Genomic DNA, 16,069 nt, shown 5'->3' with positions numbered 1-16,069 from the left:
TCAGGTCGAACCGGCGACGGGTCATCTGAGGCCTCCAAATCAAAGCCTCATTGAATCAAAGCCATGCCCGCGTGTGAACCCCGTTTATGAGTGTAGGGCCTAGTTCGGCCGGTACCATACGTTCCGTCGTCATCCTCGGGCTCGTCCCGAGGATCTGCCGAGGGTTGGTCTGGGCTGGACGTGCATGGATTTTAACGCCGGTGGGCGGTCCATGACCGTTGAACTCGCGGCGGCGTGCTTAGATCCTCGGGACGAGCCCGAGGATGACGTCGCTGGGTGGGGTTGGCGTCGTGGCGTACTGGCACAAAAGGCTACCGCCCCCCTCAAAACCCGATCGTTTCCTCGAAGGCGTCCCAGGAGCGGGTGAGTTCGTAGCGGCCGATGCCGGGGAGGGCGAAGTGGCCGAAGTAGGGGCTGAGCTGGAATTCGGCGAAGGCTTCGCTGAGCTTGCCGACGGCGCCGACATAGATCGCGGAGGCCAGGCCCGTGCGGTTGGCGCCGTGTTCGCAGTGGATGAGGAGCGGCTTGGGCGCATCGGCCATCAGTTTGGCGAGACGCTCGGCTTCGGGGATCGGCAACAGCTTCGATGAGGACATCGGGAAATCGATCAGGGTGATGCCGGCTTTCTCAGCGGCGGCGGCCTCATTGTGGTACCAGTCGGTACGCTCCTCGTCGCGCAGGTTCACGATGGTCTTGATGCCGTAGGTATCGGCATAGGTGGCGATGTCGGAGCCGCTCGGCTGGGCGGAGCGGTAGAGCTCGCCGGGGATGACTTCGTGGAAATTTCCGGTGAGCTGGCCGATGCCGGCATGGCCGAGGACCAGGAGCACCGCGCCGAGCGCGAGGCCTGCGGGCCACTTCAAAAATTTCAGATATTTACGCGTCATGCCTTCACTTCTCAGCCGTCGTCGTGGCTGTTCCAGCGTCTCTGTCACAGCAACCACGCCTCAAATAGGCAGCCGGATCGCGCCGTGCCAGCGATTTCGGCGACCAGCCTCTTCAACGAAACGTGAGCGGTGGGCTCTAGCGGGCAAATGGCGCGATGATGTGGCGGCGGGGCAAGCGAAACTTCTCACGGGAAACTTAGGGGCGAAACCTGCGGGGGACAAACGGCGCTTGCCAACCTTTCGGAAAGGATTGCGCGGCGATAATCGGCCATCACGGGAATCGGGACGCCATGGCCAAGACAGCGACACGCCGCAAGACATCGACACGCTCGCGGGCGGGAGCGAGGAAGAGCGGGGGCGGCAGCGCGCTTCCCTGGGTGGTCGTGGGTGCGCTCGCCTTCGGTGGCATCGCCGTCTACGACAACTGGAGGAGCGTGAAGCCGTTGCTCGCCTCGCATGCGCCATCGGTCTCGCGGCCGGTCAGCGTGGCGAAGAACACACGCGAGCGCGATGCGGTGCGTGAGGCCATCAAGGATACGAGCCGTGACACGGGGCCGAGGCAGACGGCGTCGATCGCGCCGGTCTCCAAGATCATTCCTCCGGCCGCCGTGCCGATCCCCTCGTCCAAGGGGCTTGCTTCCGAGAGGGCGGAGCCGGTTTCGATTTCGCCCGCTTCCATTTCACCGGCGCAGACGCAATCCGCCAAGGCTGCCTTCGGCTATTGCGGGCAGGGTGAGCATATCAACTGCGTCGCCGATGGCAGCACCTTCTGGTACAAGGGCGAGAAGATCGTGATCGCCGATATCGTCAGCCCCGGCATCGACAACGCGCGCTGCGACGGCGAGCGCAAGGCGGGCTTCGCGGCCAAGCTCCGGCTGCTCAACCTTCTGAATGCCGGATCGTTCTCGATGAACGCCGCCGGCCAGCCCGACAAGGGGGCCGCTCCCCGCGTCATCTCGCGCGACGGTCGCTCGATCGGCGCGCAGCTGGTGGATGAGGGGCTGGCTCGCAAGCCCGGCAAGGGCGCCTGGTGCGCCTGAGGATCGTTTAAACCTACTTCTGCTTCGGTGCCTTGCCGTTGGTCTTGAAAACGGCGGAGAAGGCCGTGTCCGTGCTCTTGGCGCTGCATTCGATCGCGACCGGCTTGCCGTCATAGGGGTTGCCGAGCGTGCAGCTTCCCGAGACCTTGACGTGGCCGGTCATCTTCTGGCCGGCGCCCGTCACCACCATATCTAGCGGCAGCGTGACATTGCCTGCTGATGCCGGCTTGATCTTGGTGCCGTCGCCCTGGAAGCCGAGCATCTTGCCTTCGGCGGAAAAGATGAAGGTGACCTGACCGTTGACCAGCGTGACGCTGGCGATCTCGTTCTGGCAGGGCTTGGAGACATCGACCTTGCCGACGACGAGCTTGCTGCATCGGCCGGCCAGCGTCAGCGCACCAGGCGCGCCGGGAAAGTTCTGCTGTGCCGTGCCCGCTGCCTGCGCGATCGATGCCGACAGAAGTGCGCCGGCGGTCAGAATTACCAGTTTCATTTCAATACCTCGTCATGCCTAAAGCGTGTCGCGATCCTGCGGATTCGCTTGTCACGCTTTAGGCCCTTGTTTTGTCGCATGTCGGTGCCGCAAAACCGCTGCACACTTTTGCGCGACATGCTGCAATCGTGTCGCCACAGCACCGAGGCCATGACATTCTACTGTGTTCGAAATTGGTCAGCACGCTAGACTTTCAATGTCTTGGCACACAACTTCGCAGTCCAAGAAAAGCCACCAGAAATGGCTGCCAAAACCACTTTTACATATGCTCATCCGATAATAAGACCGTCGCGCCCCGTGTGGGGCGTTTTGAGGGGGAACATGAGAAACATCACGCTGTCGGCGGTCTCCGCCATCGCATTTCTGGCATTTGCAGGCGCCTCGCACGCGGAAGACCTGGTCTTCACGCTGAAGAACGGCACCAACTCGGTGCTCACCAATTTCTACACCTCGCCCGTTGGCGTCAACGAGTGGGAAGACGACGTCTTCGGCAAGCAGGTGCTGAACCCGGGCGAAAGCATGGACATCACCATCGGCGACGGCCGCGACGTCTGCAAATACGACATGAAATTCGAATTCGAGGAAGGCTCCAACCTCGACACGACCACCGACACGCAGAACCTCTGCGAAATGGGCTCCTATACGATCCACGAATAAGCGCTCGCGCGGTTCGCTCCGACATGAAGAGGTCCGGCCCATCCGCCGGGCCTCTTTTCGTTTCAGCGCCTGCCTTGCGCCATGCCCGACAGCAAAACGCCCCGGAGACCGGGGCGGTGGTTGCTGCTGCCCGTCAGGCCGAAATCGTTAGCGGCAGACGCGGATGCTTTCCAGGTGGTAGCCGCCGTCATAGGCGTTCTGCACCTGGCGGTCCTCGAACCAGCAACGCGGCGGAGGCGGCGGAGGCGGGTCGATGTAGCGCGGGCCGGAATTGCCGTTGGCAATCGCGCCGCCGATCAGGCCGCCGATCACGCCAGCCGCAAGACCACCGGCGATGACGGCGCCATCATTGTTGTGATGGTGGCGGCGCGGGGGCGGGGGTGGCGGCTGGTCGCGGTAACCATAGCCCGGCGGGCGACGGTCGTAATACTGCGCCATTGCCGGCGCGGTGGTCGCCAGGACGCTGCTGAACGTGGTTGCGGCAACCACGGCGTACAGAGCCATCTTCTTCATTCGCATGCGTCTCCGTTAAGATCGAGAGGCTCGATAGCCACTCAACATGCCCAGAAGATGGCATTGGTTGGCTTAATGGATTCTGAACGAGGTTGGGGGATATAGCTTCGTCAGCTAGACTTTGGACATCTCATGGTTACTGCAACTGGCAATGGCCGCTCTGCTGCCCAAAGGGGGCAATCGCGGCCCTTTTTCTGTGATGAGCAATGTGCAGCTACCGCTGCCAGTCACCTGCCGTTGTGGTTGCGCCGCTCTCCAACGCAACTGCCGCCATCGAGCGTCACGAACGCGCCCGAGTGTCGAGCTACGGCACGAGTTCCAGATCGCCCGGTTTCCAGCTCTTGTCGAACCATGGCTCCAGCGGTGCGTAGAGCCGCATGATGACCTGCCAACTCTTGCCTTCACGGGTCTCAACCCAGTTGCCCTCGTGACCGGCCGGGGCCTTGGGGCCAAACCAGACTGTATAGGACCCGTCGGAGTTGGCCTTGATATCCTTGGAGTTGCTGTCTACGCCCGCCGTGCGTTGATCGGTTTCCAGCATGGATCGCGTCTGGGCGTCATAGACGGTGAAGGACCAGAATTGCTTGGCGGGCACGGGACCGGGCAAGGTGACCTTGTAGGTCTTGCCGCCATCCAAATAGGCCCCGGTCGTGTCCCGCACCGCAAAAGCATAGGCAGAGCCCGTTCCGGGTTTCGCTGCGGCCATCGAGGGGGTGATGCCGGTTGCGGCGTAGTGGAAGAGCGTGCGGGCATCGAGCATGCGCTCGCCATGATCGAGGAACTGGTAGCTATTGCCGATGAAGCCGTTGCCCCACTGGCGATCGGGATAGAACTTGACCCGGGGATCGCGCGAGGAAAACAGGATCGCGCGGGCCGAGGCGTTGCCGACCGCGACGGCATCGACGAGGATCGCCTTCATGCGGGCGTCGGGATTGAATGGCTGGCCCTTCTTGATGCCGATCGCGGCGAAGAGCCCGACGATCTCGGGGTCGAACGCATCCTCGGGCTCATGCTGGATGACCTCGTCGATCTCCTGGTAGAACCTGAAATCGTTGGCATGGATCGTGTTGATCTTCTTGCCTGTCATGTTGACGAAGGCTGTCTCAGGCGGATTGTCGGCCGACGCGTAGGGGTAGATCCGGGCCTTTTCCTTCACGACCTTGACCGCCGCCGCCACGTCGTTGTTTTCGACGAAGACGCGGCACAGCACCCAGTTGATATAGGTGGGTGAGCGAACGACGAAGTAGCCCTCCTTCGGCAGCTCGCCCTTGTAATCGGGCGCGACGAAGAGATATTTGCCGCCCTTGCCCTTGTCCGGACCTGTGAGGCCGATGTCGGTGACGAAGCGGAAATAGGCGTCGTCGACAGGACCAAGCGCGTTCGGCGGCACCTCGACGACCATCGGGCCGTCCTTCAGGTCGATGCAGAAGAAATTATAGACTGTCGTCGCATTGGGCGTGAGAAACAGCGAGCGCGCGTCCATCAGCTCTTCGGTAATGCCGATCCCCTTGTTGGGCGCGACGCCGGCGTCGCTCAGGCCCTTGCACATCGCATGCAGCGAAGCCGCGGGCACGCCGGACAGGAACGCCTGGATGCCGCGGGAGAAATCGAGCTGGTCATAGGCCTTCTGCGCCGTTGCCTCGTCCGGCAGGCCATCGAAGAATTTCAGCGTGCCGATCCGGGTCTCGACCGTGGATGGCGTGGTGATGTCGCTCGGAACATCGGCGGAATATTTCGGCTGCTCGGCCATTACCGGCGCGGCAAGCAGCAACATCAGCGCACCCGCGAGGCGACTGTACATGGTCATGGCATGTCTCCTTGTTTGCGACGGCATCAGGTGCGGATCAGTTGGCGATCGTCGGCTCGGGGAAGGTCCAGGAGCCGTCGAGAATTGCCGCGCGTGGCCGGTAGAGGCGGACGACATAGTTCCAGTCCTTCATCACGGGCAGGCAATTGACGATCTTGCCGTCGCAGCCTCCGAACTGAACGGTGACCGATCCGTTGTCCTCCTTCGCGGTGACGCTATTGAGAGCGTAGGCGTTGTATGGGTTCTTTTCGTAGAACCCTTCAGCGTTGTAGACGCTGATGGACCAGAAGCCATCGACCGGTACGTCCTTGACCGTGAGCTTGTAGACCACCTTGCCGTCATTCTTGGCCGGAACGACGTTAAGGTATCGGGCGTCCTTGTCCGGATTTCCGCCCCATCCATAGGCCGCGCCAATCAAATGACGGATCGGATCGACCTCCGCTTTCGTCCCAAACGCTCTGTCGAAGTTTGAAAGTGTCGATGCCAGAACGAGAAGCGCGTCGTGTACCTTCTTCTGGCTGGCGCTGTCGTATGTCGGCAGTTCCAACGTACCTGTCCCGCCCTGGCTGGCCTTGATCCCATCTTGAAGCGCATGGACCTGCTCAATATCCTTTGGGTCGTTGGGATCAACGAGAATGCGGGTGCCGATCAACACGTAACGCGTGCCGACGGTGGCCTTGTCGAAGCTGTGCGTACCGGCGCCGTAAACGGTGGTCGCATAGTGATCCTGGCTCACGGCCATCAGAGACATGAAGCGCGCGCCGGGATCGGGCAGCGTGAAGGTGACCGGGCCGGCATCGAGGTCGAAGATGCCGAAACTGTAGAGCGTGTCGCGGTTGAGCCGAATGATCGAGTGATCCTCGATGGGCGCCAGCTCGCGGTGATGAACGAGTTTCGCAAGCCCGCCGGCCTGCTTGGCGAGGCCGCCGATATAGGTGTCGGATTCGGCCCGCACGAAGTTGTCGGCCGTCACGAGCGTGGGGGCGGACTGGCTGAAAGCGACGGACGGTAGGAGAAGGAGCAGTGCAACTACGGAGGGGCCAACGCGACGGTTCATCAAAATCTCCCATGTTAGATAGGAGTCTTCTAAGTGGTCGCAGAAGATGCGGAGAAGTACGTAACAGTAACTGCGACGTAAATGGCGATCGTTGACCTGGAAGGGGCGACCGGGTTTGGCGCGATCCTTGGTTAGCGGCGACCGGCCAGACGCGGACATTTACGGGCGTGCTTACCGTTGCGTACTTACGCGGGTTTTGCCTCCATGACATCATTCGATCGTCGCATAAGGCGACGATGCCTGCCGCCAGGCTGCGGCGTTCGATGGAGGTTTGAAAGATGACGATTTCGAAGATGTTGTTTGCAAGCCTTTTTCTCGTAGCAAGCTCAGCACTGGCCGATGACGGAACAAGGGTGACCCCCGACAACTTCGTTCGGGCGGAAAGCGATATGTACTTCGAGGTTTCCGCCAAGGAAGCCGGCATCGGCAAGATCTTCCATCGTCGCGAACCCTTCGACGTGGAGCACCAGACGGTCGTGCGCGGCAACCGTGATACCTTGTATTCCAGTGGCGTCTTCGATCTTGATGCAGGCCCCGTGACGATTACCATGCCGGATGCAGGCAATCGCTTCATGTCGTTGATGACGGTCAACCAGGATCACTATGTGACCGGCGTGTACCACGGTGCGGGGAGCCATACGCTCACCAAGGACGCCACCGGCTCGCGGTACGTCTTTGCGGCAGTTCGCACCCTGGTCGACCCCGGCAAGGAAGGAGATGCCGACGAGGTTCACAAGCTCCAGGACGCCATCAAGGTGGATCAACCGGGCGGTCCCGGCAAGCTTGAGCTGCCCACTTGGGATAAGGCCAGTCAAGACAAGGTGCGCAGTGCGCTCTTGGCCCTCAACGCCACCATGGACAGCTTCAACCGGGCGTTCGGTAGCAAGAATGAGGTTGATCCCGTCAATCACCTGATCGGGACTGCAGCGGGGTGGGGTGGCAATCCCGACAGCGAGGCGACTTATATCGCGGTCACACCAGAAAAGAACGATGGCACGACAATCTACACGCTGCACGTTCCTGCGGATGTACCTGTCGATGGCTTCTGGTCGGTCAGCCGCTACAACAGCGAAGGCTTCTTCGTTCCCAATCCGCAGAAGGCTTATTCGGTCAACAATCTGACCGCCGCCAAGGGTAGCGATGGGTCAATTACAATTCAGTTCGGTGGCTGCGACGGCAAAGCTTCGAACTGCCTGCCTGTCGAGGCCGGGTGGAATTACACTGTTCGGCTCTATCGACCTCAGCCGCAAGTGCTGGATGGAAGCTGGACGTTTCCCGAACCGCAGCCGCAGTGATCATTCGCACAGGCAAAAGCGGAGTACGGCAGAGACTGCGGGAAGCCAGCCCACTTCCCGCGCCCTGGGAGGGTCTCCGACTGCTCAGATGAGCAGAAGCTTCTTCAGGACGGAGAACACCTCCTTGTAAGGCAGTTTGGATGCGCCAGCGATTGCGAATGGGATCAGGGCCGCCGCAGCGACTGGCAGCAGCGTCTTGCGGTTGACGAGCATCGAGGACAGCTTGCGGGTCTGCTCGTACTGCTTGGAAAGATCGACGGGATCGATTGTCTGCTCGGCTTCCTTTGCATCCGGCGCGACGACATTCTCGCCGATCGCTTTGCGCTCGGAAGCGCGCTGTTGCGTTGTCGCCCGCGCCGACATGGTCAACAGCGTGCGATCCTTCATCTGGCGGAGCGGTTTCGAAAAGGCTGACAGCGGATAGGCAAAGAAGGCGAGCACGATCAGCAACCATACGGCCATGATGGTCGTGAGCGTCGCTGCCGATAGATCGGCCTGCATCTGGTGCTTGGCAACCGCGGCTGCCATGCCGCAGCTCACACCGAATACAAAGAGAACGTAGGCGTTCGGATACTCCCCGACGAAGGCAAGGCCGCCTTTGCCATCCGGATGCGTGGAGACCAGCCTCAAGTCGAGACGCGCAATGCTTCTGAGCAGATAGGCCCACACCAGATGGCGCCACACACCGCGTGTGAACAGGAAGATGAACAGCGGAATGCTGATGAAGACGCACCACCAGCCCGCAAGGGTGAGATGACGGACGTCACCTGTCACCGTGGCTGCCCAGCTCGTCGACGGCGCCTGCTTGAAGGTTGCGAAGGCCAGAAACGCGGAGATGATCGCAAGCGCAAGACATGCAGTTTCCGCAAGGGTGGAGTTGCGGCGCGCCATAGCTTTATCCAGTGCGTTCATAGCCGCTCCCTGGGACGTTGCCGGGATCAAAGGCGCGCGGAGGAATTGACCCAACTTGCGTCGCAATCCCGCTTCCACCGCCTGTTCCGCCGCCAGAAAAGCTGCGATGCCAACGAAGAAGCGCGCCCAGGGACCGGGGTCGGTCAGATAGGCCTGAACCGTTGGTGCCTGCGAGGCCAATGTCGGCAGCGTCAGAAGCAGCGGGATAACCCATGCGGCGGCGACAAACAGGAGGATGCGGCGGCCTGTATGAAGATTGCGTTCGTGAACGAGATTGAACCGCCGCTGAAGCTCGAAGAACGGCCCGCCGTGCGACGCCAGATATTCCAGCCGGTCCTGCTGCAGGGCAACCTCGCTCGTCGATTGTGCCACAAGCTTCGTCTTCACCATCCTCAGTCCTCGGTCACCGACCAACGGTCGCCCGGATTGAACTGCTTCATGGCCCGCGCGATTTTGTCGGTGTCGGCCCCGAGATCGGCCTGGTAGACGATGCCGTTGCGGTTGACCACGAAGGTGTTGACCCCTGTCTCGCCATACTTGACCGGCCACGCGACCAGGGCGAAACCGGCGATCATGTTGCCGTTGATCACGTAGTCATAAGGGCCGCCGGCGATATTGCCGCCCTGTCGGGTCAGGACCTTGTACCGGTAGCCGAAGTACCCGTTGTTGTCCTTCGACTTGTCGAACTGGACATAGTCGAGATAGGGCGCCGCCGGGCTTGCGCCGAGACCTTCGCTCTCGGGCCAGTAGAGACCATCCGCCCGACCGGGGCTGCTCACGAGCTTCTGCGCGTATTCGAGAACGCCGTCGCCATCGTGATCGGCGCTCGCATATTGCTGTTGGGCATCGACATAGCCGCGCACGGTTTCGATCGTCTGGATTTCGTTTTCGCCGATGCGGCGATTGATGATCTCCTCGATGCCGACGACAGGGTCGAAGGCGAACTTGCCGTTCTCTGACTTCACGATTGGGAACGGAAACGGCCACATGATGTCACCGACATCGACGATGCTTTGGCCATTCCTCTCCTCAAGGCCGATCCGCTTCCCGATCCCATCCTTGATCGCCGCAAGCGTCTCCGTCACGCCCGCGGTCGCCTTGAGGTGCGCCGCGTCGACGCCGAGGATGGTGGCCAGCTTATCCAGGTCGGAGGCGATGACTGCTTCCTTGAACGCTGCCAGTGCGGCGTCCGCGTTGTCGTATTCAGTCGGCAATTGCTTCGACACGAGATCGACGAGGTTCTTCTCGGCGGCAAACGTCATCGAGGTCGATAACACAACGGACAGCGCTGCAGCGGTGAACAGACGAAATCCAATTCGAGAGGTATGAGCGCTCATGGCAATAACTCCGTTCGGTTCGATTAGCGTCGACGTCCACCATGGGGCACGCGGGCATGGCCACCACCACCGCGGCCGCCGCCACTGAAGTGGGCTCCACCACCACCTCTGCCGCCGCCGCTGAAGTGAGGACCTCCGCCTCCGCCCCCGCGATGCGCCGCGAATTCCGGTCGGCTGGCGTGGTGTCCGCCACCCATTGCGCGGCCGCCGCGCTGCGAGTGGAGGTTGGCCGCGCTTCGCGAGCGGACTTCGCCGAGGCCGGACGGACGGTTCGGCCGTACATCCCGTTTGCCCGCCATTGCGTGGTTTCCGATGTCACGGTTTCCGCGTTCGCCGATTTCGCCGCGACGGTCGCCGGCTGGGCGATTGGCAACACGGTCTCGCAACTCGCCACCGCCGCCGGCGATCTTGTTGGCCCTGATGTCCTTGATGGCGGACGGCGTTACGCGGGCATGGTTGGCGTTGGCTGCTCTTGCCTTGACGGACTTGGCCTTCGTGCGAATGTCATTATTGCCGCCCGCTTCCAGCCGGTTGCGAATGTTGGTCTTGTCGATGTTGGCGAACTGGTTGTGATCGAACTTGATCTTGCTGCGATCGACATTCTTCCAGTCAACATCGTTGAAGTTGACCTTGCCGTTGCGATCGAAACGGTTGAAGCAGTGGTCGCAATCGATGTCGATATCGTTGCCGTCGAACCGGCCGCCCCACACGCCCCATCGATCCCAATCGACCACGGCGCCGAAGATCGCACCGGTCACGAAGCCCGCGAAATAGGTGGCCGTGGGATAATAGTAGTTGGGGTAGGGATCGGGGTAATAGCCGATCGGCGCCGGCGCGTATCCGTCGTCGTAGAGCATTTGCGGCTCGTACTGCGGCACGTAGATCTTCTCGGGGTTAGCGGCCTGAATGACCACATTGTCGTTCTGCTGGACAACCTTCACCTTGTCGTCAGTCTTGATGACGCCGTCCGCGACCGCCTTGTCGCGGAGTGTCTGGATGGCGATCAGCAGGTCCTTCTGCTGGTCGGCGACCGCATCACCCAGCTGCTGCGTCCAGTCGAGATCGTCGCTCATCATCTTGACAATGTCGGGGTAGTTCAGAAGCGAGACGACGCTGCCATCCCAATCATCCTTGGGCTTCAGCGAAGTATTGCTCTTGACCTCACCGAGGAACCGGGAGGCTTCGACGATCTGCAGCGGATAGAGCGAGGCGGAGGTGACCAGCGCGACGAGCTCATCGGGATAGAGCGCGATCCTGGCGACGAGCACCTGCATCTCCTCGTCACTCAGGGCGTCGGTCGCCGGAGCTGGAGCCGATGCCGGCGTTGGTGCGGCCGCCGGCGCCGGGGTTGGCTGCTCCTGAGCGTTAAGAGCGCCCCCACCGACAGCGAGAAACGCCGACGCAAGGACCAGGATCGCCCAACGTCCGGGGGCAGCGAGAGAACACAACGCCATCGACAGGTCTCCTTCGAGCATGAAGCCACAACCGCCAAGCGGCGGGCAACGCAACGGGATCGAAGAAGCATGGGAACAGATAATTCAGCGCGCTGTAAGTACGTTACCGTAAAGCGCAATGTTACAGGGACCTCTGTTACCACCGACGACGCAGAATAACTGCCACCCTGGGCGGTCTAAATCACTTGGGGAAGAGGAATGTAATTCCGGCGCGAACGCCCCAGCCCTGCGGACCACCATCCGGCGATTGTGCCCAGTAGCGTGCACCGAGCTGGAAGCTCACGGGTTGCTTGTCGAAGGTGACGAGCTTGGAGACCGAGAAGTTGATCGGGACGCTCCACTGGTTGCTTTCCCAATCATAGGTGCTTTCGGTGTTCAGCGCGAAGGTCCAGGCATCGTGCGTGGTGTAGGAGATAAACGGCTGCAGGAAGGTCGAGCTGATATCCGACCGCCCTCCGTCGCCCGCCACGGACCAGATATGGTTGGCAAGCGCGCCGTAGGTCCACGGTCCGTCCTGCTTGAGGACGACGCCCGTCGGGCCGAGACCCAGCTTCTCGCTGCCAAGTAACGGTTCCGTCGCCGTGGGGATCAGGATGGCTGGACCCAGCCCCCAGATGATGCTACCGGGTGCCGGCTGTTTCGGCGAAAAGAAGAAGCTCTGCAGCGTGTCGCCAAGGCCGAACTGGGTTCCGCTGTCGCCCGCGATATCGTCTTGCCATGTCACCGGAACGATCGTTCGCGAAATCACTTCCCAGTCGTTGTTTAGGTCGAACGGGATGACGGGCTGGATATTGAGAACCGCCTTGTGCCCATCCTCTGCACCGTAGCCGCTGTCATAGTTGAATTGGAACGGGACGCTGACCAGTGAGGCGATGGGGTTGGAGAGCTTCTTCGCGAGATCGGCGTCCTGTGCCGAAGCGGCCGACATCGCCGAAAGAAGGCTCGCCAGGGCGAGCAGAGGCAACCGTGTCGTCATCTTATTCAGCTCCGACCTTTGGCTCAGAAACGAACCTGCAATCCGAGGATCGGCCCGTGCTGGATCATGTCGTAGGTGAAGCCGTCATTGCTGTAGTTGACACCCTGCGCACGATATCCGGCAACCGCCGAGACCGTTTCGTTGAACTGGTAGCCGATCGCGCCGAGCACATCCCAGTCGAGATCCGCTCCGCCACCGCCGATCATGCCCCATCCAGTGACGAAGATCGTATCGGTGAAGGAATTGCTTCCCTTGAAGCCGACCAGACCATCGACCCAGTTGGCGTCGTCGGAACGCGAGATGTCGCCGAGCGATCCGCCGCTCAGGCCGATGCGGGTTTCCGCGTGCCAGAAACGCGCGCCACCGAGTATGTCGAACCGCGTCTGTTGATCCTCGTAGAGCGTATAGGCGCCGCCGACCATGGCCGTGAAGGTCACGGACTTGAGGCTCACCTCATCGGCGATCACGCCGCGAGGCGTGGCGGCATCGCTGGTGACCTTTACATAGCTGATGTCGGTAAAGACGCTGTACCTGTCGTAACGGGCGTCGCCGGCCGCCGAAAAGGCAAAGTCGAGATCGGAAACGATGTCGCCGAACGACTGGCTGATATCCACGGTCGGCAGGCCGAACACCTGGGACTTTCCGTCGAGCCCAGCCACCCAGAAGTAGGGAGAGAAGGAAAACGACCAGCCGTTGGCGGCCTGCGGCAAAGGCTGTGGAGCGGATGCCGGCAGGAGGTCGGCTGCGAACGCTGAGGATGACATGGCAAGTGCTGTGACAATGCCGGCGACGTACCCAAACTTACGAAACATCAGCTTCCCCCGAAGGCTGTAGTATGAAGGGACATAGGTCAACCTGAGCTTGCTCTCGTTTTTGCGGTAAGGAAAGCGATCACACGCGCGGGGACCCTGGAGCGAGATAGATTACTCTCGGATGTTGCATGGCCGCTACGCGCGATCACCGCTGCACTGCCGTTTGGTTTGTGGGAGGCGATCGCCGTACTCATGCGCTGTGGCGGTGTCATGCGACTTCCGTGCAGACCAGAGTGCTGAAGGCACCCATGGGATAGGAACTGACGAAGGCCGATCGGACTATCTCTTCGTAGAGGCCCGGCGCATCGACGATCGCGAGCCCGTCCGCCATGGCGCGCTCAAAAGGAAGCCGACCGCTGCTGATCTCCGCTGCTGCGGCCTGCGACATCAGGACGACACCGTCGCGGATTCCGTCTTCGTCCGGTTCGATCCTTGGAGGAGACGGGTTGGCCTTCACATCGAAGCCGCCGCGCGTTGGGCTGAAATAGCCCCATGTGCGGCTTTCGATCATGAGAACATAGAAATTGGGCAATGCCATCAACCGCGACGCTGACAAAACCTGCTCCAACCGCTGCTGCATCGTGGTGAGCTGCACGACCGCGTCGTGACGCGATCGTGCCATGTCGATTTCGATCGTCGGATCGGGTTCGGGTAGGAGGCCCCTGTCGATCGCCTGCCGTGTCGCCACCGCAACCGCCAATGACTGCGGGTGCTCGACGGCAAACTCGATCGTCAAGGAGCAGATGGTGCACATTGAAAGGCCTCCTGTCTGATTAAGCCGTGACGATCGGGAACCAGAACTCGAAGTTGTCGAGCAGCCCGACGAACTCCGACAGCTTCTTGGGATCCCCAGTCAGCTTTGCCTTGCCCTCGACAACCTGCTTTTCCATCGTCGACGTTCCGAGCATGACGTCATTCAGCGCCTCTCGGGTTGTCGAGATCGACACGTCGGCGCTGGGCGCGGTCTTGTCCTTGGAGTAGTGGATCGCCGAGTTCTCGACGCCGACGACATACTTCTCCTTGGTGTCGGTCAGCTCCATGTTGATCTCGATGGTCTTGCCGGCAGCCCGGTCGCCGTTCAGGCGGACGCCGAGGAAGTCGAAGAACATGTCGATCGGCATCGCCTTGATGGTGTCCGGGCTCGCCGTATTCGGAACCGGGAGCTCGGTTACGCCTTGGCGAAGTTCGCTGGCGCCCGTGAGATAGAAGTTGCGCCACGGTCCGGATTCCGCCTGATACCCCAATTGCTCGTAGGTATCGGCCAGAAGCTGCTTGGCGGCGACATTATTGCCATCGGCGAAGACCACATGGTTCACGACCTCTGCCACCCACCGATAATCGCCCTGTTCGAACGACACCTGAGCCTGCCGCAAGACATTGTCGGCGCCACCCATGAAGTCCACGTAGCGCTTGCCGGCTTCCGTCGGCGGAAGCTGATGCAGCGTTGCGGGCACGCCGTCGAAGAAGCCGAGGCGAAGGTTATATTGCGCCACCGCGTCGTGATAGACCGTGCCGTAGTAGCTGCGGCAAGCCCATGTCGTCGCCAAGGCCTGCGGGAGCCGGATGACTTCGCCGATCTCCTTGGGCGTCATGCCGCTGTTGGCCATGCGCATGACCTGGTCATGGATGAAGCGGAACATGTCGCGCTGGCTCTTCAGGTGGGCGATGACGCGATCGTTGCCCCATGTCGGCCAATGGTGAGAGGTGAAGAGGACCTCGGTCTCGTCGCCGAACATGTCGATCGACTGCTGGAGATATTTCGACCACAGCAGACCGTCGCGAACCTTGGCGCCACGCAGCGTATAGAGATTGTGCAGTGTGTGGCAGGCGTCTTCGGCAGCGCAGAAGGCTTTGTATTTGGGGATGTAGAACATGAATTCTGACGGCGCTTCCGACTCCGGCGCCATCAGCACCTGAAGCTCGACGCCGTCGATGGTGATCTTCTGTCCCGTCTCTGTTGCCCAATCGGTTGGCAGCGCCAGCCCGATCTCGCCGGTCGAGGTCGTCTTGCCGAGGCCGCCATCGACCTGGCCTTGCGGCCCGCGCGGCAGAAGGTTGCCGTACATGTAACTGGCGCGGCGGCTCATGGCGTTGCCGGCGATAATGTTTTCGCCAACAGCAGCCTTGGTGAATTCTTCAGGCGCAAGAATTTTCACCTTGCCGGCATCGATATCCGCCTGGTTGACCAGGCCGCGGACGCCGCCATAGTGGTCGACGTGGCTGTGGGTGTAGATCACCGCGACGATCGGCTTGTCGCCGAGTTTGGGGATGACGAGCTCCTTCCAGACCGCACGCGCCGTTTCGGAACTGACCAGAGGATCGATGACGATATAGCCGGTGTCGGTACGGATGATACTCATCACCGACAGGTCGTAGCCGCGGGCCTGATAGATGCCGTCAACCACCTCGAAGAGGCCGTGAACCATATTCAGCTTGGCCATGCGCCACAGGCTGGGGTTCACAGTGTCGGGCGCGTCGTCCGTCTCGGAATTGCCGAGGAAGTTATAAACGCTGAGGTCCCAGACGGGCGTCCCTTCCGCGTTCTTGATGATCGCCGGATCAGGCAGTGCAGCCAGCAGGCCACGGTGCGCGTCCTTGAAATCCTGCACGTCGTCGAACGGAAGGCCGTTTCGATAGAGTGCGTTGTAATCAAGGGTCGCCTTGGTCGCGGGCTTGGCCGCGACTCCGCTTTTCGAGACAGGCGGTGCGTCCTGCGCGTTCGCCTGCGCGGACTTTCCGACCAGGGTGACAGCGAGACCGGCCGACGCCATGCCTCGAAGGAAATCTGCTCTGCTGATGCCATTGCCGTCTGGGGAGGTCATGTCGTTC

At 61.2% G+C, this 16,069-nt stretch carries 15 protein-coding genes; 3 read left to right on the top strand and 12 right to left on the bottom strand.

Annotated elements, in window-relative coordinates; genetic code table 11:
• Nucleotides 1-323: 323 nt before the first annotated feature.
• The gene (locus ACCD05_RS21325) at nt 324-887 is read right to left on the bottom strand and encodes a dual specificity protein phosphatase family protein (RefSeq protein WP_413395155.1); all 564 of its coding nucleotides are present in this window, start codon (nt 885-887) and stop codon (nt 324-326) included.
• A 290-nt stretch (nt 888-1,177) separates the two neighbouring features.
• Here ACCD05_RS21325 and ACCD05_RS21320 point away from each other — a divergent pair, with 290 nt between their 5' ends.
• Nucleotides 1,178-1,927, top strand: coding sequence for a hypothetical protein (locus ACCD05_RS21320; RefSeq protein WP_413395153.1), 750 nt, complete (start codon nt 1,178-1,180; stop codon nt 1,925-1,927).
• A gap of 13 nt (nt 1,928-1,940) precedes the next feature.
• Here the strand turns inward: ACCD05_RS21320 and ACCD05_RS21315 are convergent, their stop codons facing one another.
• The gene (locus tag ACCD05_RS21315; protein WP_413395151.1) at nt 1,941-2,420 is read right to left on the bottom strand and encodes a hypothetical protein; all 480 of its coding nucleotides are present in this window, start codon (nt 2,418-2,420) and stop codon (nt 1,941-1,943) included.
• A gap of 321 nt (nt 2,421-2,741) precedes the next feature.
• Between ACCD05_RS21315 and ACCD05_RS21310 the strand changes: the two genes are divergently transcribed.
• Nucleotides 2,742-3,077 carry a hypothetical protein gene (locus ACCD05_RS21310; protein WP_413395149.1) on the top strand — a complete coding sequence of 112 codons (336 nt, stop codon included), beginning with the start codon at nt 2,742-2,744 and terminating at the stop codon, nt 3,075-3,077.
• Nucleotides 3,078-3,224: 147 nt separating this feature from the next.
• Here ACCD05_RS21310 and ACCD05_RS21305 read toward each other — a convergent pair whose 3' ends face one another.
• The 3 genes from ACCD05_RS21305 to ACCD05_RS21295 form a co-directional block, all read right to left on the bottom strand.
• A complete protein-coding gene (locus ACCD05_RS21305; protein WP_413395147.1) occupies nt 3,225-3,590 on the bottom strand; it encodes a hypothetical protein in 366 nt (121 codons plus the stop codon).
• 304 nt (nt 3,591-3,894) lie between these two features.
• Nucleotides 3,895-5,397, bottom strand: coding sequence for a DUF1254 domain-containing protein (locus ACCD05_RS21300; RefSeq protein ID WP_413395145.1), 1,503 nt, complete (start codon nt 5,395-5,397; stop codon nt 3,895-3,897).
• Nucleotides 5,398-5,434: 37 nt separating this feature from the next.
• On the bottom strand, nt 5,435-6,454 hold the full coding sequence (locus tag ACCD05_RS21295; RefSeq protein ID WP_413395143.1) for a DUF1254 domain-containing protein: 1,020 nt from the start codon (nt 6,452-6,454) through the stop codon (nt 5,435-5,437).
• A gap of 278 nt (nt 6,455-6,732) precedes the next feature.
• Here ACCD05_RS21295 and ACCD05_RS21290 point away from each other — a divergent pair, with 278 nt between their 5' ends.
• Nucleotides 6,733-7,749, top strand: coding sequence for a DUF1214 domain-containing protein (locus ACCD05_RS21290; protein WP_413395141.1), 1,017 nt, complete (start codon nt 6,733-6,735; stop codon nt 7,747-7,749).
• A gap of 84 nt (nt 7,750-7,833) precedes the next feature.
• Here the strand turns inward: ACCD05_RS21290 and ACCD05_RS21285 are convergent, their stop codons facing one another.
• The 7 genes from ACCD05_RS21285 to ACCD05_RS21255 form a co-directional block, all read right to left on the bottom strand.
• Nucleotides 7,834-9,051: a hypothetical protein gene (locus ACCD05_RS21285; RefSeq protein WP_413395139.1), complete on the bottom strand. Its 1,218-nt coding sequence runs from the start codon at nt 9,049-9,051 to the stop codon at nt 7,834-7,836.
• 2 nt (nt 9,052-9,053) lie between these two features.
• Nucleotides 9,054-9,998 (bottom strand): DUF2950 family protein, encoded by a 945-nt coding sequence (locus tag ACCD05_RS21280; protein ID WP_413395137.1) that lies wholly within the window; start codon nt 9,996-9,998, stop codon nt 9,054-9,056.
• Between the two features lie 23 nt (nt 9,999-10,021).
• A complete protein-coding gene (locus ACCD05_RS21275) occupies nt 10,022-11,452 on the bottom strand; it encodes a DUF3300 domain-containing protein (RefSeq protein WP_413395135.1) in 1,431 nt (476 codons plus the stop codon).
• 181 nt (nt 11,453-11,633) lie between these two features.
• The gene (locus ACCD05_RS21270; protein WP_413395133.1) at nt 11,634-12,428 is read right to left on the bottom strand and encodes a transporter; all 795 of its coding nucleotides are present in this window, start codon (nt 12,426-12,428) and stop codon (nt 11,634-11,636) included.
• Nucleotides 12,429-12,451: 23 nt separating this feature from the next.
• Entirely contained in the window at nt 12,452-13,192 is a 741-nt protein-coding gene (locus ACCD05_RS21265; protein WP_413395160.1) for a hypothetical protein, read from the bottom strand.
• Nucleotides 13,193-13,448: 256 nt separating this feature from the next.
• On the bottom strand, nt 13,449-13,994 hold the full coding sequence (locus ACCD05_RS21260; protein WP_413395131.1) for a hypothetical protein: 546 nt from the start codon (nt 13,992-13,994) through the stop codon (nt 13,449-13,451).
• 19 nt (nt 13,995-14,013) lie between these two features.
• Nucleotides 14,014-16,062 carry an alkyl/aryl-sulfatase gene (locus ACCD05_RS21255; RefSeq protein ID WP_413395129.1) on the bottom strand — a complete coding sequence of 683 codons (2,049 nt, stop codon included), beginning with the start codon at nt 16,060-16,062 and terminating at the stop codon, nt 14,014-14,016.
• Nucleotides 16,063-16,069 lie beyond the last annotated feature (7 nt).

Origin of the sequence: Rhizobium sp. Rhizsp42, from assembly GCF_047304155.1 — a bacterium.
Taxonomy (GTDB): Bacteria; Pseudomonadota; Alphaproteobacteria; order Rhizobiales; family Rhizobiaceae; genus Rhizobium.
The sequence above is the reverse complement of the archived record's forward strand: the minus strand, read 5'-3'. Positions and strand labels throughout refer to the sequence as shown.